At 72.2% G+C, this 17532-nt stretch carries 11 protein-coding genes and 1 pseudogene; 8 read left to right on the top strand and 4 right to left on the bottom strand.

What is annotated here, in order from left to right:
* Positions 1 to 372: a BlaI/MecI/CopY family transcriptional regulator gene (locus tag BLT99_RS06515; protein ID WP_092670310.1), complete on the bottom strand. Its 372-nt coding sequence runs from the start codon at positions 370 to 372 to the stop codon at positions 1 to 3.
* Between the two features lie 109 nt (positions 373 to 481).
* Between BLT99_RS06515 and BLT99_RS06510 the strand changes: the two genes are divergently transcribed.
* The 7 genes and pseudogenes from BLT99_RS06510 to BLT99_RS18165 all read left to right on the top strand — a co-directional run.
* Positions 482 to 1894: a cytochrome ubiquinol oxidase subunit I gene (locus tag BLT99_RS06510; RefSeq protein ID WP_092670308.1), complete on the top strand. Its 1413-nt coding sequence runs from the start codon at positions 482 to 484 to the stop codon at positions 1892 to 1894.
* Between the two features lie 12 nt (positions 1895 to 1906).
* Complete coding sequence (gene cydB, locus BLT99_RS06505) at positions 1907 to 2914, top strand: cytochrome d ubiquinol oxidase subunit II (RefSeq protein ID WP_092670306.1); 1008 nt, start codon at positions 1907 to 1909, stop codon at positions 2912 to 2914.
* Position 2915: 1 nt separating this feature from the next.
* On the top strand, positions 2916 to 6263 hold the full coding sequence (gene cydD / locus BLT99_RS18235; RefSeq protein ID WP_092670304.1) for a thiol reductant ABC exporter subunit CydD: 3348 nt from the start codon (positions 2916 to 2918) through the stop codon (positions 6261 to 6263).
* Between the two features lie 4 nt (positions 6264 to 6267).
* The gene (pabB, locus tag BLT99_RS06495) at positions 6268 to 7752 is read left to right on the top strand and encodes an aminodeoxychorismate synthase component I (protein WP_092670302.1); all 1485 of its coding nucleotides are present in this window, start codon (positions 6268 to 6270) and stop codon (positions 7750 to 7752) included.
* Between the two features lie 81 nt (positions 7753 to 7833).
* Positions 7834 to 10410: a leucine--tRNA ligase gene (leuS, locus tag BLT99_RS06490; protein ID WP_092670300.1), complete on the top strand. Its 2577-nt coding sequence runs from the start codon at positions 7834 to 7836 to the stop codon at positions 10408 to 10410.
* Between the two features lie 94 nt (positions 10411 to 10504).
* Entirely contained in the window at positions 10505 to 11197 is a 693-nt protein-coding gene (locus BLT99_RS06485) for a ComEA family DNA-binding protein (protein WP_092670298.1), read from the top strand.
* Between the two features lie 193 nt (positions 11198 to 11390).
* A pseudogene (locus BLT99_RS18165) lies at positions 11391 to 13070 on the top strand (ComEC/Rec2 family competence protein); the annotation flags it as partial.
* 575 nt (positions 13071 to 13645) lie between these two features.
* Here the strand turns inward: BLT99_RS18165 and BLT99_RS17985 are convergent.
* The gene (locus BLT99_RS17985) at positions 13646 to 15004 is read right to left on the bottom strand and encodes a GGDEF domain-containing protein (protein ID WP_157674950.1); all 1359 of its coding nucleotides are present in this window, start codon (positions 15002 to 15004) and stop codon (positions 13646 to 13648) included.
* A gap of 221 nt (positions 15005 to 15225) precedes the next feature.
* On the opposite strand from BLT99_RS17985, the gene holA reads away from it, so the two are divergent.
* A complete protein-coding gene (gene holA, locus BLT99_RS06470; RefSeq protein WP_092670292.1) occupies positions 15226 to 16242 on the top strand; it encodes a DNA polymerase III subunit delta in 1017 nt (338 codons plus the stop codon).
* A gap of 117 nt (positions 16243 to 16359) precedes the next feature.
* On the opposite strand, the gene rpsT is transcribed toward holA, so the two are convergent.
* Both rpsT and BLT99_RS06460 read right to left on the bottom strand, forming a co-directional pair.
* On the bottom strand, positions 16360 to 16620 hold the full coding sequence (gene rpsT / locus BLT99_RS06465) for a 30S ribosomal protein S20 (RefSeq protein WP_092670290.1): 261 nt from the start codon (positions 16618 to 16620) through the stop codon (positions 16360 to 16362).
* 120 nt (positions 16621 to 16740) lie between these two features.
* Complete coding sequence (locus BLT99_RS06460; protein ID WP_092670288.1) at positions 16741 to 17532, bottom strand: alpha/beta fold hydrolase; 792 nt, start codon at positions 17530 to 17532, stop codon at positions 16741 to 16743.

Genomic DNA, 17532 nt, shown 5'->3' with positions numbered 1-17532 from the left:
TCAGTGGCGGACGAGTTCGTCGAGCAGGCGCCGCAGCGTGTTCGCCTCGCCCGCGGAGACCGTGCCGACGAACCGCGCGAGCGCGGCGTCACGGTCGGAGGAGGAGGACAGCACCTCGTGCATCAGCTCGGCGGTGTGCTCGGCACGACTGAGCAGCGCGTGGTAGCGGTGCGGCCGGATGTCGCGAGATCGGGCGACGAATCCCTTGCGCTCCAGCCGGGAGAGCACCGTGAGCACGGTCGTCGTCGCCGGCCCGTGCGAGGAGGCCGCCGGCTCGGCGAGGCGGTCGCGCACCTCGTTCGCGGTGAGCGGGGTGTCGCTCATCCAGAGCTGCTCCATGACGGAGCGCTCGAGCTCGCCGAGTCCTGCCATACGACGAGGATAACCCGCGCACCGCAATGTTTCTACATGACGTAGAAATGTGCTCTACGCTGTGTAGAAGATTCGCGTCGCAGTTCACTCCCACGGAAGGGGACCTCCAGTGAACGACCTCCTCGACCCGCTCCTGCTCGCGCGGTGGCAGTTCGGCTTGACGACCGTCTACCACTTCCTGTTCGTGCCCATCACGATCGGCCTCGCGAGCACCGCGGCGATCTTCCAGACCGCGTGGGTGCGGACCGGCAAGGTGGAGTACCTCCGCATCACGCGGTTCTTCGGCACCATCTTCCTCATCAACTTCGCGATGGGCGTGGTCACGGGGATCGTGCAGGAGTTCCAGTTCGGCATGAACTGGTCGGAGTACTCCCGGTTCGTCGGCGACGTGTTCGGCGCTCCGCTGGCCCTCGAGGGCCTGCTCGCGTTCTTCCTCGAGGCCACCTTCATCGGACTCTGGATCTTCGGGTGGAACCGCCTGCCCCAGAAGGTGCACCTCGCCACGATCTGGGCGACGGCGATCGGCACCATCCTCTCGGCGTACTTCATCATCGCCGCCAACGCCTTCATGCAGAACCCCGTGGGGTACGAGATGAACGCCGAGCGCGGGCGCGCCGAGCTCGTCGACATCTGGGCGCTGCTCGCCAACCCCGTCGCCCTGGCGGCATTCCCGCACACCATCGCCGCGTCGTTCATGGTCAGCTCGGGCCTCGTCATCAGCGCGGCCGCATGGCACCTCGCGCGCAACCAGCACGTCGACACCATGCGGCCCGCGCTCAAGTTCGGTCTCTGGGCGATGGTCGTGTCGGGCGGGCTCACGACGTTCTTCGGCGACCAGCTCAGTCTCGCCATGGTGGCGACGCAGCCCATGAAGATGGCCGCGGCCGAGGCGACCTACGACACGGTCTGCGGGGCGGATGCCTCGTTCTCGCTGTTCACGCTCGGCACCCCCGACGGCAGCAGCGAGCTGTTCTCCATCCGCGTGCCGTACCTGCTCTCGCTGCTGTCGACGCACTCGTTCGACGGCTGCGTCGAGGGCATCAACGACCTGCAGGCGCAGTACGCCGAGCTGTACGGCCCCGGCGACTACGCGCCCATCATCTGGGTGACGTACTGGGCGTTCCGGTGGATGATCGGCCTCGGCGTCCTGCACGTCCTCGTCGCCGTCGTCGGCCTCTGGCTGACCCGCAAGGGCCGGATGCCGACGCAGCGGTGGATCTGGAGGATCGCCGTCTGGAGCTTCCCGCTGTCGCTCGCCGCGATGATCGTCGGCTGGATCTTCACCGAGATGGGACGCCAGCCCTGGATCGTCTTCAGCCTCCTGCCCACCGAGTCCGCGGTGTCGCCGAACGTGACGGGGCTCGAGGTGCTCATCTCGCTCGTGGTGTTCACGCTCGTCTACGGTGCGCTCGCGGTCGTCGAGGTCAAGCTGATCCTCCGCGCCATCCGGAAGGGCCCGCCCGAGGTCGCGCCGCCCGACCCGGTGACGGGTGAGGTCGAACACGCGGCAACGGTCTACTAGGAGGAGAACGACATGGATCTCGCAGTGCTCTGGTTCTGGATCGTCGCCTTCCTCTTCGTCGGCTACTTCGTGCTCGACGGGTTCGACTTCGGCGTCGGGATGTCGCTGCCCTTCCTCGGGAAGGACGACACCGACCGCCGCGTGCTCATCAACACCATCGGCCCGGTCTGGGACCTGAACGAGACGTGGGTCATCGTGGCCGGCGCCTCACTGTTCGCCGCGTTCCCGGAGTGGTACGCCACGCTCTTCTCCGGGTTCTACCTCGCGTTGCTGCTCATCCTCGTGGCGCTCATCGCGCGCGGCGTCTCGTTCGAGTACCGCCACCAGCGGCCCGAGGCCGAGTGGAAGCGGCGCTTCGACTGGATGATCATCGTCGGCTCGGCGGTCCCCGCGCTGCTCTGGGGCGTCGCGTTCGCGAACATCGTCCAGGGCGTGCCGTTGGACGCCGACCACAACTACATCGGCACGCTTTTCGACCTGCTCAACCCGTACGCGCTGCTCGGCGGACTCACGACGCTGCTGCTGTTCTTCACGCACGGCGTCGTGTTCGCCGCGTTGAAGACCGACGGCGAGATCCGCGAGCGCGCCCGGCGCCTGGCCGCACGGTCCGGCGTGCTGACGATCGTCGTGGCGGCCACGTTCCTCGTCTGGACCGGGTTCGCGCACGGCACCACGTGGTTCTGGGGGCTCGCCGCGGTCGCCGCCCTCGCGCTCATCGGCGGATGGCTCGCCAACGGGCGCGGTGCGGAGCGCACGGCGTTCGCCCTCATGGCCGTGACCATCGGCGCGGCCGTCTTCGCGCTGTTCGCCGCGCTGTTCCCCGATGTGATGCCCGCGTCGAACGACCCGGCCAACAGCCTCACGATCGCCAACGCGTCGAGCACGCCCTATACCCTGACGGTCATGAGCTGGACGGCGCTGATCTTCCTGCCGCTCATCCTCGCCTACCAGGGGTGGACGTACTGGGTCTTCCGCAAGCGCGTCACGCGGCAGACCATCGACGCGGCCGCCGTGCACTGACGTGCGTCCCCTCGATCCGAGGCTGCTCCGCCGGTCGCGTGCCGCGCGGGGCTTCCTCGCGGCCGGCGCGGTGCTCGCGCTGCTCCAAGCGGGCGCGATCGTCGCCTTCGCCTGGGCGCTCGCGACGCTCGTCGTCGGGTTCATCGAGGGCGGCGCCGCGCTCGCTGCGGTTCCCGGCGGAGCCCAGGCGCTCGTCGCCGTCCTGCTCGTCGCGGCGACCGTTCGCGGTCTCGCGGGCTGGTCCTGGGAGTGGCTCGGTTCCGCCGGCGCGATGCGGGTCAAGTCCGAGTTGCGCGACGAACTGCTGGTCAGTCTCGAGCGCCGCCGCGGCGCCCGGTCGGTCACGACCGCGCGCGCGGCGACGCTGCTGGGCTCGGGGCTCGACGCGCTCGACGAGTACTTCGGGCGGTACCTGCCGCAGCTCCTGCTCACGGCCGTCGCCACGCCCGTGCTGGTGGCCGCGGCGTGGGCGGCCGACTGGCTCTCGGGACTGATCGTCATCCTCGTGCTGCCGCTCATCCCGGTGTTCATGGCGCTCATCGGCATGGCCACGGAGGTGGTCCAGCGCCGACAGTGGCAGCGCCTGCAGTCGCTCTCGCGCGGCTTCCTCGAGGTGGTCGGCGGGCTCTCCACGCTCATGGTCTTCGGGCGTGCGGAGCGACAGGCCGCGCGCATCCGAGCGGTCACCGACGAGTACCGCTCGACCACGATGAAGGTGCTGCGCGTCACCTTCCTGTCCGGCTTCACGCTCGAGCTGGCCGCGAGCCTCTCTGTCGCGCTCGTCGCGGTCTCGATCGGGCTCCGCCTCGTCGCGGGCGACATGTCGTTCGCGCCGGGGCTGTTCGTGCTCATCCTCGCGCCCGAGGTGTTCCTGCCCATCCGCAACGTGGGTGCGGCGTTCCACGCGTCGACCGCGGGCCTCGAGGCGTCGCGCGAGGCACTCGACGTACTCGACGACGGCGGGGATGAGGGCGACGCGGCGGGCGTGCCAACCGAGCGATCGACGATGTCGAAGGGGCCCGATGTCGCGGGCGTGCGCGCTCGGGACGTGCGCGTGCTCCGCGACGGCATCGTGGTCGTCGCCGGCCTGGATCTCGATGTCGCGCCGGGTGAGCTGGTCGCGCTCGTTGGCCCGAGCGGGTCTGGCAAGAGCTCGATCCTCGAGGCGGTGCTCGGGTTCGCCGATTCGGAGGGCGACCTTCGCGTCGATGGCGAGCCGGCCGGCGAGGTGACCCGGAGAGCCGTCGCATGGTCCGGTCAGTCGCCCCAGCTGCTCGAGGGCACGGTGGCCGACAACATCCGGCTCGGATGTCCCGACGCGGCGCCTGCGCTGCTGGACCGAGCCCTGGCCCTGGCGGGCCTGGACGTGCCCGCAGACCTGCGGCTCGGCCCGGGCGGAGCGGGGCTCTCCGGTGGCCAGGCGCAGCGGGTCGCGATCGCCCGGGCTTTGCACCGCTCCCTCGCGACGGGCGCCGACGTGGTGCTGCTCGACGAGCCCACGTCCGCGCTCGACGCCGAACGCGAGGCGGCGCTCGCGCGAGCACTCCGGGAATTCGCGCGCGGGGGGGCCGAGCCGTGCTCGTCACCACGCACCGCGAGGGACTCGCCCGGGCCGCCGACCGCGTCGTGGAGATCAGGGAGGGCGCACGTGTCTGACCGCTCGCGATCCGTGCTCCGAGAGGCCGTACCGCCCCCGCGCACGCTGCTTCCGGCGGTCCTGCTCGGCGTGCTCGCGGGGCTCTCGAGCGTTGCACTGCTCGGCGCGAGCGCGTGGCTCATCGCCCGCGCGGCGGAGCAGCCGCCCGTGCTCTACCTCCAGGTCGCGGTCGTCGGGGTGCGCGCGTTCGCGCTCGGGCGCGCGGTGTTCCGGTACCTCGAGCGGCTCGCCGGCCACGACGCCGCCTTCCGCCAGCTCTCGCGCATCCGGGCGGGCGTGTTCGAGCGGATGCTGCCGCTCGCCCCCGACGGTCTCGCGGCCTCCCGGCGCGGCGACCTGCTCGCGCGGTTCGTCGGCGACGTCGACGATCTCCAGGACGTCTCGCTGCGGATCGTGCAGCCGATCGCGAGTGCGACGGTCGTGCTGGTCGCGGCGATCGCCGGGCTGGCGTGGCTCGCTCCGGCGTCGGCGCTCGCGGTGGGTGCCTGCCTCGTGGTCGGCACCGCTGCGGCGGCGCTCGCGCAGGCGGTGCTCGCAGCGCGCGCCGACGCACGGCTCGCACCCCTGCGCGGCGACCTGCAGGCCGCCATCGTCGAGCACGTGCAGTCGCTCGATGTGCTCGTCGCGTTCGACGCCGCAGCGGACGGCCGCGCGCGGATCCGCCGACTCGGAGCCCGGCTCGAGCGCGCGACGCGTGCCCGCGCGTCGGCGGTGGGACTCGCCGCGGGCGCCATGAGCGCAGTGGGTGCGTTCGCCGCTGCGGCGAGCCTCGGCGCAGTGCAGCCCCTGCTCGAGGGCGGCCGGATCGACGGACCCACCTTCGCGGTGGTGTGCCTCGTCCCGCTCGCGATCGCCGAGGTCGCTGCGGCCCTGCCGGTGGCGATCGGGTCGCTCCGGGTCGTGCGCGCGAGCGCGCGACGGGTGGCGGACGCGGTGCCCGAGCGGGTGCCGCCGCAGGTCCCCGCGCCGTCCGGTGGTGCAAGGGTGCCATCCGGCCGCGGCGACGCCGGCGATCGCGTGCCGGCGATCCAGCTGCGCGGAATCCGCGCGAGCTGGCCATCCGTCGCGGGTGCCGGCCCCACCCCCGTCGCGCTCGAGGCGGTCGACTTGGACCTGGCGCCCGGAGAACGACTGCTCGTGGAGGGCCCGTCGGGATCGGGCAAGACCACGCTCGCGCACGTGCTCGTCCGATTCCTCGAGTACGGGGGCTCGTACCTGATCGGCGGGCGCGAGGCGCGCGATCAGGACCCCCGCGAGATCCGTCGCAGGATCGGGCTCGTGGAGCAACGCCCCTGGCTGTTCGATGAGGACGTGCGCCAGAACCTCCTGTTCGCTCGCGACACCGCCACCGACGAGGAGTTGCTCGACGTGCTCGGCCGCGTCGGGCTCCGGGAGTGGGTGGAGGAGCGTGGCGGACTCGACGCCCCCGTCGGCGAGCGCGGCGATCTCGTCTCGGGCGGACAGGCACAGCGGATCGCCCTCGCCCGCGCGATGCTCGCCGACTTCCCGGTCCTCGTGCTCGACGAGCCCACGTCGAGCGTCGACGCCGAGCGGGCGGACGCCCTGCTCCGCGACCTCCTGGCGGCGGCGGGTCGCGATCGGTCCGTGATCGTCATCTCCCACACCGGCGCGCCGGACGGGCTGGTCGACCGCCGGCTGCGGCTGCAGCCGCTCGCACCGCCCGTATCCTGAGGGGATGCCGCGACGCGTCCGGAGCCTCACGCTGCCGGAGTGGCGCGACCCCGAACTCGTCTTCCTCGACCTCGCGGACGACGCCCGCCGCGTGGCCTGGCTCGACGGCGGGCGCGACGCCCGCGACGGTCGGAGCGTCATCGCCGTGGCGGTCGACGGTGCACCCGTCGTGGTCGCGTCGAGCAACGACCACCCCGACGACGTGTACGCTGCACTGGGCTCCGAGCTCGGCCCGGTCGAGCTCGGCGACGAGCTCGATCCCGGGGGTCGTGCCGCGGTCGGCTGGCACGGCTGGTTCGGATACGAGTTCGGCGCCCGCACGCTCGGCGTGCCGGCGTCCGACTCGGAGGCACCCGCCGTCGCGTTCTTCCTCGCCGACCGCGTGGTCGTGTTCGAGCATGGCGCGCACACCGTGCGGCTCGAGTGGATCGAGGACGACGCAGGGGACGCGGGGGCCGTCCGCGACTGGGTGCGCGCGACCGCCTCTGCCATCGCCGCGACCGAAGGGGATGGGGCCGCCCCCGCGTCATCCGAGCCGGAGGGCGAGCCGGCGACATACGTCGCGACGCCGGCGGACACCCGATGGCGCCACGACGCCGACGCGTACCGGCGCATGATCGGCGAGTGCCAGGCCGCCATCGTGCGCGGCGACGCATACCAGCTCTGCCTCACCAACCGCGTCGACGTCGACGCCTCGCCCGACCCGGTGGCGGCGTACCTGCGCTTGCGGCGATCGAGCCCGAGCCACCACGGCGGGTTCGTCCGGTTCGATGACGTCGCCCTGCTCAGCGCCTCGCCCGAGCAGTTCCTGCTCGTCGAGCGCGACGGCACCATCGCGACCAAGCCGATGAAGGGGACGCGACCGCGATCCGGCGACCCGGCGACCGACCTCGCCCTGCGAGCCGAGCTCAGCGCGAGCGAGAAGGAGCGCGCCGAGAACCTGATGATCGTCGACCTCATGCGCAACGACCTCGGCCGCATCGCCGAGGTCGGAAGCGTCCAGGTGCCGAGCCTGCTCGAGGTGGAGGAGTACCCACACGTGCACCAGCTCGTCTCGACGGTCACCGCGCGACTGCGCCATCCGCTCACCGCGCTCGACGCCGTGCGGTCGGCGTTCCCAGCCGGATCGATGACCGGTGCGCCGAAGCTCTCGGCGATGACGATCCTGCACGGTCTGGAGCAGGGGCCGCGTGGCGTCTACTCGGGGGCGTTCGGCTGCCTCGGGGCGGATGGGACGGCGGACCTCGCCATGGTGATCCGATCCATCCTGCTCACCCCGTCGGGGGCGTCCATCGGCACCGGGGGCGGCATCACCGCGCTGTCCGATCCCGACGAGGAGGTCGAGGAGACCCGGGTCAAGGCCCGTGCGCTCATCGCCGTGCTGGGCGGCGAGGTCCCCGACATCGACCACCTGCCCGACGCCATCCCCACGGCGGACGCCGCTGCGCCCGACGCGAACGCCCACCGGCCGCCCCGGCCGATCGAATAGGCTGTTCACCCGGGCGTCGCCTCCGCGCGCCCGCTTCCGGGCATTGTGCCCAGGCCCCCGCGCTTCACGATTGAGAGTCACGTGGCATACGAGCAGGACACCCCGCAGGCCGCCGACACCGGCACGTACGACTTCGCCGCGATCCAGGCGAAGTGGCTTCCGGTGTGGGACGAGCTCGCGCCGTTCGAGGCCGCCCGGCCCGGCGACACGCGTCCGCGCAAGTACATCCTCGACATGTTCCCGTACCCGTCCGGCGACCTGCACATGGGCCACGCCGAGGCGTTCGGATTCGGCGACGCGGCGGCGCGCTACTGGCGGCACCAGGGCTTCGACGTGCTGCACCCGATCGGCTGGGACTCGTTCGGCCTGCCGGCCGAGAACGCCGCGATCAAGCGCGGCGCCGACCCCGGGGAGTGGACCTACGCGAACATCGAGCAGCAGAAGCGCTCGTTCAAGCAGTACGCGCCCTCGTTCGACTGGAGCCGCGAGCTCCACACCAGCGACCCCGAGTACTACAAGTGGAATCAGTGGCTGTTCCTGAAGCTCTACGAGAAGGGCATCGCGTACCGCAAGGCCGGTCTGGTCAACTGGTGCCCCAACGACCAGACGGTGCTCGCGAACGAACAGGTCGTCGACGGACACTGCGAGCGCTGCGGCTTCGTCGTCACGAAGAAGGCGCTGACGCAGTGGTACTTCCGCGTCACCGACTACGCCGACCGCCTGCTCGACGACCTGAACCAGCTCGAGGGCAAGTGGCCGTCGAAGGTCCTCACGATGCAGCGCAACTGGATCGGCCGGTCGACGGGCGCCGACGTCGACTTCGCGATCGAGGGCCGCGATGCGCCCGTCTCGGTGTTCACGACGCGGCCCGACACGCTCTACGGCGCGACCTTCATGGTCGTCGCCCCCGACTCCGAGCTGGCGGCCGAGCTCGCGGAGGGTGCCTCCGACGACGTGAGGTCGCGCTTCGAGCAGTACCTCGAGTCGGTGCGCTCCGAGAGCGAGATCGAGCGCCTCTCGACCGAGCGGGCCAAGACGGGCGTCTTCCTCGAGCGATACGCGACCAATCCGCTCAACGGCGAGCGGCTGCCGATCTGGGCCGCCGACTACGTGCTGGCCGACTACGGCCACGGCGCGATCATGGCGGTTCCGGCGCACGATCAGCGCGACCTCGACTTCGCGCGCGCCTTCGAGCTGCCCGTGCGGGTCGTGGTCGACACGAACGCGCCGGTCACGGGCGTGATCCCCGTCATCCCGGTCGACGATCAGGGCGTTCCGCTGCCGCTCGAGGACCTGCCCGAGCTCGACCCTGCGCGCACGGGCGTCGCGCTCGCGGGTGACGGGCGCCTGATGAACTCCGGTCCGCTGAACGGGCTGAGCAAGTCCAACGCCATCCGTCGTGCCATCGAGCTGCTCGAGGAGCGCGGGCTGGGGCGTGCGGCGAAGAACTACCGCCTGCGCGACTGGCTGATCTCGCGGCAGCGCTACTGGGGTACGCCCATCCCGATCATCCACTGCGACGAGTGCGGCGAGGTCCCGGTGCCCGAGGCCGACCTGCCGGTGCGGCTGCCGGATGCCGCGGGGCTCGACCTGACCCCGAAGGGGTCGAGTCCGCTCGGCGCGGCCGAGGCCTGGTCGCGCGTCACGTGCCCGAGCTGCGGCGGCGAGGCGCGCCGCGACTCCGACACCATGGACACGTTCGTCGACAGCTCGTGGTACTTCCTCCGCTACCTCGACCCGAACGACGACTCGCGCGCCTTCGACCCGGCCGAGGCCGAGAAGTGGCTGCCCGTCGACCAGTACGTCGGCGGCGTCGAGCACGCGATCCTGCACCTGCTCTACGCGCGGTTCTTCACCAAGGTGCTGTTCGACCTCGGCTACCTGGGCTTCACCGAGCCGTTCACCTCGTTGCTCAACCAGGGCATGGTGATCATGGACGGCGCGAAGATGTCGAAGTCGAAGGGCAACCTCGTCGAGTTCGCATCCGAGCTCTCGGCGCACGGCGCCGACGCGCTGCGGGTCACGATGGCGTTCGCCGGCCCGCCCGAAGACGACGTCGACTGGGCGGATGTCTCGCCCGTCGGTGCCGCGAAGTTCCTCGCGCGCGCGTGGCGCATCTCGGGCGAGGTGACGTCGAGCCCCGACGTCGAGTGGAAGACGGGCGATCCCGCGCTCCGGCGCGTGACGCACCGCCTGCTCGCCGACGCGCCCGGACTCGCCGAGGCCTTCAAGTTCAACGTCATCGTGGCGCGCCTGATGGAGCTCGTGAACGCGACCCGCAAGGCCATCGACTCGGGTCCCGGCGCGGGCGACGCGGCGGTCCGCGAAGCGGCCGAGGTCACCGCGATGATCCTCGACCTCTTCGCGCCGTTCACCGCCGAGGACATGTGGCAGCGGCTCGGGTACGAGCCCACCGTCGCGAATGTCGTATGGCGCAAGGCCGACCCGGCGCTGCTCGTCGAGGAGTCGGTGACCGCGATCGTGCAGGTCGACGGCAAGGTCCGCGACCGGCTCGTGGTGTCGCCGAAGATCGGCGCCGACGAGCTCGAGGCCCTCGCACGCGCCTCGGCCGCCGTGGCCCGCTCGGTCGGAGAGCGCGAGATCGTGAACGTGATCGTGCGCGCGCCGAAGATCGTGAACATCGCGACGCGGGGCTGACGACCGGTCCTCAACACGGCGCGGGCTCGCCAGTTCGGGCATGCCGCGCCGGGCACCGCCGGTTCCGCGTCCGATGCCGCCGTAGCGTCGGGCCATGCCCGAGCCCGTCGCCGATCCGCTCGCCGCGCTCGACGGCAGTCGGGCGCGACCACGTGCCCGCGTCGCCGTGGGCGCGGCCGTCGCGCTGTTCGTGGTCGCCGTCGCGGTGTCGGCGATCGTCTCCTTCGCCGGTGGGGGCGGGGGAGCGCAAGGCGAGATCGTTCCCGCGGTCTCGGTCGACGGCACTGGCGAGGTCGACTCGAACGGTGCGACCGCCGCTGGCGATGAGACGGGGGGCGCGGCGGTCATCCTCGTGCACGTGCTCGGTGCGGTCGCCGAGCCCGGCATCGTCGAGCTGGCATCGGGTTCGCGCGTGGTCGACGCCGTCGCCGCGGCCGGCGGGCTCACGCCCGAGGCCGATCCCGGAGGGGTGAACCTGGCACGAGCGCTGGTCGACGGCGAACAGCTCGTCGTGCCGAAGGTCGGCGAGGTCCCGCCTCCCGCGGCCGGATCGGGCGGCGCGGATGCCGTCGGCGCGCCGGGGGCGGCCGGCAGCGGCCGCGTGAGCCTCAACAGCGCCGACGTCGCGGCGCTCGACACGCTGCCGCGGATCGGCCCCGCCCTCGCGCAGCGCATCATCGACTGGCGCGAGGTTAACGGGCCGTTCACCGACGTGTCGCAACTGCTCGAGGTCGCCGGCATCGGCGACGCCGTGTATTCGGGCCTGGTCGATCTCGTGAGCCTCTGAGGTGCGCGGCCACGACCTGCGGCTGATCTGCCCGGCGGTCGCCGCGTGGGCCGCAGCCTGGCTGGCGACCGGCGCGACGGACGTCGCGGCGCCGGTGTGGCTCGTGCCGGCCGCGTGCTGGGCGCTCGCCGCCGCCGCCCTCGTGATCCTGGTCGCCGGCGTCCGCGGCACCCGGCGGGGTCGGAGGGGTGCGATGTCGCCGCGCCCGCGACGGTCGTCATGGGTGATCCTCGGCGCGCCGGTCCTCGTGGCGATGGCGTGCGCCGGGCTGTCCGCGACCACGGCCGCAACGGCGCTCTCCGCACGGCAGTCGAGCCCGCTGCTCGAGGCGGCGGCGACCCGGCAGCCGATCGAGCTCACCGTGCGACTCGATTCCTCGCCTCGGCCGGAGACGGGGTCGCCCTGGGGCGGCGAGGGTTCGCAGCGCGCCCGCGCCACGCTGCTCGCCGTCGACGGGCGCGACGCGCCGGCGCTGGCGCTCGACGTCTCGATCCCCGACGTCGACGCGCCGTCTCCGCGGGTGGGCTTCGGCTCGCGGCTCGAGCTCGCCGGACGGGTCGGCGAGCTGCCCGGATCCGAGCGTGCGGCGTTCCGCTTCCGGGCGTCCGAGATCGTGGTCGTCGGCCCGGCGCCGCCGCTCGTCGCGTGGACCCATCCACTCCGCGCGGGTCTGGCCGACGGTGCCGAACGTCTCGGCGGCGACGGCGGCGCGCTGGTTCCAGGACTCGCCATCGGAGACACGTCGCGACTCCGGTCCGACCTCGAGGAGGCGATGGCCGGTGCGTCGCTCACCCACCTGACGGCGGTCAGCGGGGCGAACTGCGCGCTCGTGACGGCCCTCGCGTTCTGGGCCGCGGGCGCGATGCGCCTGCGTCGTTCGATCCGCGTGATCGTCGCGCTCGTGGCACTCGGGGGCTTCGTCGTGCTCGTCACGCCCGAGTCCAGCGTGGTCCGTGCGGCCGCGATGGCGGTCGTCGTGCTGGTCGCCTGCGCCACCGGCCGCACGGGCGGCGGCGTGCCGGCACTGGGACTCGCGACCATCGTGCTGCTGGTCGTCGACCCGTGGTACTCCCGGGACTTCGGGTTCGCGCTCTCGGTCTGCGCCACGGCGGGACTCGTGCTCGGATCCGGACCGCTCGCGGCGCTGCTCGGCCGCTGGATGCCACGGACGTTCGCCCTGGTGCTCGCGGTCCCGCTCGCGGCGCAACTCGCGTGCCAGCCGGTGCTCGTGCTGCTCGAGCCCGTCGTGCCCGTCTACGGGGTGCCCGCCAATCTCCTCGCCGCTCCCGCGGCACCGATCGCGACGATGGCTGGACTCGTCGGCTGCCTCCTCCTGCCGGTGCTGCCGTCGGCGGGGTTCGCGGCGCTCCAGGTCGCGTGGTTGCCGGCCTCATGGATCGCGCTCCTCGCGCGTGGTGTCGAGTCCATGCCGTTCCAAGCGGTGCCCTGGCTGCCCGACGCTGGCGGCGCCGTCCTCTGCGCCGCGTCCATCGGCGCGGGTGTCGTCCTCGCCGTGCGGTCTCGGCCGGGTCGGATCCCGCGCGCCGTCCGCGTGGCGGCCGCGATCACGCTCTGTCTGTCCCTCGCCGTGCCGGTCGGCGTCGCGGCGGGCCGGCCCGTCCTCGTGCACGCGACTCTTCCCGCTGACTGGGACGTGCTCCAGTGCGATGTCGGGCAGGGCGACGCCGTGCTGGTCCGCGACGGCGGGGCCGTCCTGCTCATCGACACCGGACCCGACCCCGCACGCCTCGCCGGGTGCCTCTCGCTCACGGGCGTGGACCGGCTCGACCTGGCGATCATCACCCACTGGGATGCCGACCACGCCGGAGGGGCAGAGGCGATCGCCGGCCGGGTCGACGTGGTCCTGCACGGCCCCCTCGACGGACGGCGCTCCGACCGGGCGCTCGACCCACTCGCGCGCGGAGGCGCAGAACTCGTCCAGGTCGGCGCGGGTGCGACCGGCCGGCTCGGCGACGCCCGATGGCGCGTGCTCTGGCCGCCGGCACGAGCCGATCCGGGCAACGACGCGAGCGTCGTGCTCGATCTCATCGCCGACGGCTACCGTGCGGTCTTCCTGGGCGACCTCGGCGCGGAGGCGCAGGCCGCCCTGCTCCGCGAGCACGACCTCGGGCGTGCCGATGTCGTGAAGGTCGCCCATCACGGCAGCGCGGATCAGGATCCGGCGCTCTACCGCGAGCTCGCAGCATCCGTCGGATTCATCGGCGTGGGTGCGGCCAACGGCTACGGCCATCCGACACCGAGCCTGCTCGGATTGCTCGCCGAGGTCGGTACCGTTCCGGTCCGCAGCGATCGCTCGGGAGCCGGCGCACTGGTCGTCGACGGGGGACGGTTCGCGCTCTGGTCGGAGCGCGGCGACCCGAGTGCGGTTTCGCCCGACGCTCAGGAGCGGATCGGTGTCACCCATCAGCCGGAGCGGCGGCCGTGGGGTCAGATGACAGCTCGTGGAAGGTCAGACCGTGCGGTCGCGTTCCCTCGGCGGTCGCCCGGCGGGGGGTCGGCGACCGTGGTCCAGGTGTCGGCGAGCACGATCCGGTCGCCGCCCGCTGCCTTGGCGTCGTACATCGCCAGGTCGGCGGCGCGAATGAGGTGCTCGGCGCTGAGACCGCTCGAAGGGGGAGCCCACGCGACGCCGATGCTCGCGTTCAGCCGTGAATGGGTCGACGCGACGTCATCCAGCCCGTGAAGCAGCTCGAGGACCCGGTGCGCGACCTCCATCGCGGCAGCGGGGTCGTCGGTGCGGCAGACGATCACGAACTCGTCACCGCCGAAGCGGGCGACCACGTCGCCGGCGCGCACGCCGGACAGCAGTCGGCGTCCAGCGTCATGGAGCAGGCGATCGCCGGCGTGGTGGCCCAAGCGGTCATTGACCTCCTTGAATCCGTCGAGGTCGACGAACAGCGTCGCGCAACCGACCTCGCCCACGATGGTGGACAGCTCCAACTCCAGAAGGCGCCGGTTGGGCAGACCGGTCACGTCATCATGGGTCGCGGCATGCGCCAGACGATTCTGCAGTCGCAGGGTCGCGAGGGCCTGTGCTGCCTGTCCCGCGAGGGCTTCCGCGAGCGGGGCGGCTTCATCGTCGAAGGTGCGGACGTGATGGAACCAGCTGATGAACGCGCCGAAGTCCATCTCCTCGTGATGGAGCGGTGCCGCGATCAGCGCGTGAACGCCGGCGGCCCGCATCTCTGCGCCCAGGTCGGGAAGCAGGAGCTCGCCATCCTCCGGCCCGACGACCTTGATGGTTCGGCGCGGCACGCTCACCAAGCTGATCAGCGATTCGTAGTCCACCCGCCCGTCGAAGGGGTCGTGGCCGGCGGCGAGGGTGCTCGACCCGCCGGGTTGGTGCAGGTAGACCGCGGAGTGCTCGGCGCGGTATGCGCGCGTCGCCGTGTCCGCGAGGATCATCGCCAGCCGCTCTTCGGAGGTGGCCGTCGAGAAGGCCACGGAGGAATCCATCACCAGCTCGAGACGCGCCCGAGTGCGATCGGCGAGAGCATGGCTCCGGCGAAGTTCGCACAGGGCTCGCCAGCGCTCCGAGGCCTCCGACAACACGAGCATCTCGTGCCCGTCGCCCTCAGAACGCGTAACCATGACGGCCTTGCTCGGGCGTCGCTTGTCGAGCATCATCCACGGTCCTGGCCCGCTTCCCGCGGGGAACAGGTCGTCGTGCGCCTGGATCAGGAACTCCTCGAGCGGCCTGCCGACGATGTGCTCGGCTCCCAGGCCCAGCCATGCGCAGAACCAGTCGTTCGCGTGCGAGACCTCGTGCCCCGCGCCGATGCGCACGACGCCGACCGGAAGCGCATCAATCGCATCCACCACCGCTGCTCCTGTCCAGCGACCCGGAGGAGCCCGGCGCTCGTGTGTTTCCGACCCAGCTTTGCGCTGCGAAGCGGTTCGACTCTAACAGCGCGCTGCGATCGGAGCGAGATGATCCCGCGATCGGTGTCGCCGGGCCTCCGTAGACTGGTGCGGGCTCTGCAGCACGTGCAGGCGGAGGGAGAGTCGTGGCGGCACGCGGAGGAACGGCGAAGGCGAAGGTCGCGATCCCGCAGCTCGCGTGGAAGGCGGCGCGAGCGGCGCCGATCGTGCTCATCTCCGGCCCGGAAGACGTGCTCGCCGAGCGCGCCTCGACGATGCTGCGCGATGCCCTGCGTGCAGACGACCCGTCGCTCGAGGTCAGCGACCTCGAGGCCGACGGGTACGCACGCGGCACGCTGATCACTCTCGCGAGCCCGTCGCTCTTCGGCGAGCCGCGGCTCATCCGCGTCAGTGGAGTCGAGAAGGCCAGCGACGAGTTCCTCGCCGATGCGCTCGACTACCTCGCCGATCCCGCCGACGGCACCACCGTGGTGCTGCGCCACCGAGCCGGCATGCGCGGCAAGAAGCTGCTCGACGCGATCCGCGCGGGCGAGGGCGGCGGCGTCGAGATCGTGTGCGCCGAACTGCGCAAGGACTCCGAGAAGCAGGATTTCGCCGCCGACGAGTTCCGGCTCGCCCGCCGACGCATCGCGCCAGCGGCGCTCCGAGCGCTCGTCGCGGCCTTCAGCGACGACCTCGGCGAGCTGGCCGCCGCGTGCCGGCAGCTGATCGCCGACGTCCCCGGCGACGTCGACGAGGCGACCGTCGCGAGATACTACGGCGGTCGCGTCGAGACCACGTCGTTCGAGGTCGCCGATGCCGCGATCGCCGGACGGCACGGCGAGGCGCTCATCGCGCTTCGCCACGCGCTCGACTCCGGTGCCGATCCGGTTCCCATGGTCGCGGCGTTCGCCATGAAGGTGCGCACCATGGCCAAGGTCGCCGGCGCACGCGGCGCGGCGGCCGGCGCACTCGGCCTCGCGCCATGGCAGGTCGATCGAGCCCGACGCGACCTCATGGGCTGGACCGATGAGGGCCTCGGATCCGCGATCCAGGCGCTCGCGGCCGCCGACGCCGCGGTCAAGGGCGCCGAGCGCGACCCGGTCTTCGCCCTCGAGCGGCTCATCGGTGTCATCGCGGCGCGCGGGATCGTCGACGCCTGACGGCTCCCGCCCGCGCCCACGCGCGCACTCACCGCGCGCTTCGACCGCGCGGACGCCGAGCGGAGACGACGAAGGCCCCGCACCGGACGGTGGGGGCCTTCGAACGAACGGCTCGGATCAGAGCGCGGCGACCTGCTTCGCGATGGCCGACTTGCGGTTCGCGGCCTGGTTGCGGTGGATGACGCCCTTGCTCACGGCCTTGTCGAGCTTGCGCGTCGCGACGCGGAGGGCAGCGGTCGCCTTCTCCTTGTCGCCGGCGGCGACGGCCTCGCGCGCAGCGCGGACGACGGTCTTCAGCTCGCTCTTGACGGCCTTGTTGCGCTCCTCGGCCTTGCGGTTGGTGCGGATGCGCTTGATCTGCGACTTGATGTTTGCCACGTGGTTCGTCTTTCGTGTGTTCTGCGGGTACCGGAGTGAGTGCCGCAATCGGTAGAGGGGCCGTCGCGGCGCATCGTGCGGGGTGGGACCCACACGCAAGCCAACAGGCAACGATACCAGCTAGGGCCGGGCGGCACCAATGCGGGCGGCGCCCAGCCGCGCCGCGGTTCGGCGGCGCCGGGCAGCGCGCGCCTCGAGTTCGGCGACCGCGCCGAGCACCGCCGCGGCGAAGTCGTCGGGGCGCACGAGGCTGACCAGGTGGGTGGCGCGGTCGATGAGCACGAGGTGGCCGTCGCGGGCCGCCCGGGTCATCCGGCGCTCCTCGAGCCGGAAATGGTCCATGCGGCCGTTGACGAACCAGATCGGCACCTCGACGGCCGCGATCGCGCGCTCGACGTCGAGCTCGGCCACGGCCGCGAGCGCGGGCTGCATGACGTCGAGCGCGACACCGCCCGCGAGCACGTCGTCGACGGCCGAGGGGGAGAGGAACAGCCGGGCCATCGCGTCGTTCAGGCCGCGGCCGCGATCGGGAAGGCGGCCGATCACCGCCGCGATCGCCGCGTATCCCCGGAGCGCCCACCCACGCGGCCGCGTCCCGCACGCCGCGGCGACGAGTCCGTCGATGCGATCGCGATGGCGCGCCGCGTACTCGATCGCGACGTACCCGCCGAGGCTCAGCCCGACCAGCAGACGCGGCGCCCCACCGTCAGTCTCATCGGATCGACCGACGGCCTCGTCGATGGCGCGCATGGCGGCCTCGATCGTGAACGCCTCGTCGATCCGGGCGCCATGACCCGGCAGGTCGACGGGGATCACCTCGAGGTCGTGCCGCTCGAGTCGCGCGACCTGCCCCCGCCACATGGTGGCGGACGTGCGGATGCCGTGCACGAGGATGACGCGGGCGCGCGGCAT

The sequence above is a fragment of the Agromyces flavus genome (assembly GCF_900104685.1).
In the GTDB taxonomy this organism is placed as follows: Bacteria; Actinomycetota; Actinomycetes; order Actinomycetales; family Microbacteriaceae; genus Agromyces; species Agromyces flavus.
Note: the sequence above shows the minus strand (reverse complement) of the source record. Positions and strands in the feature narration are given on the sequence as shown.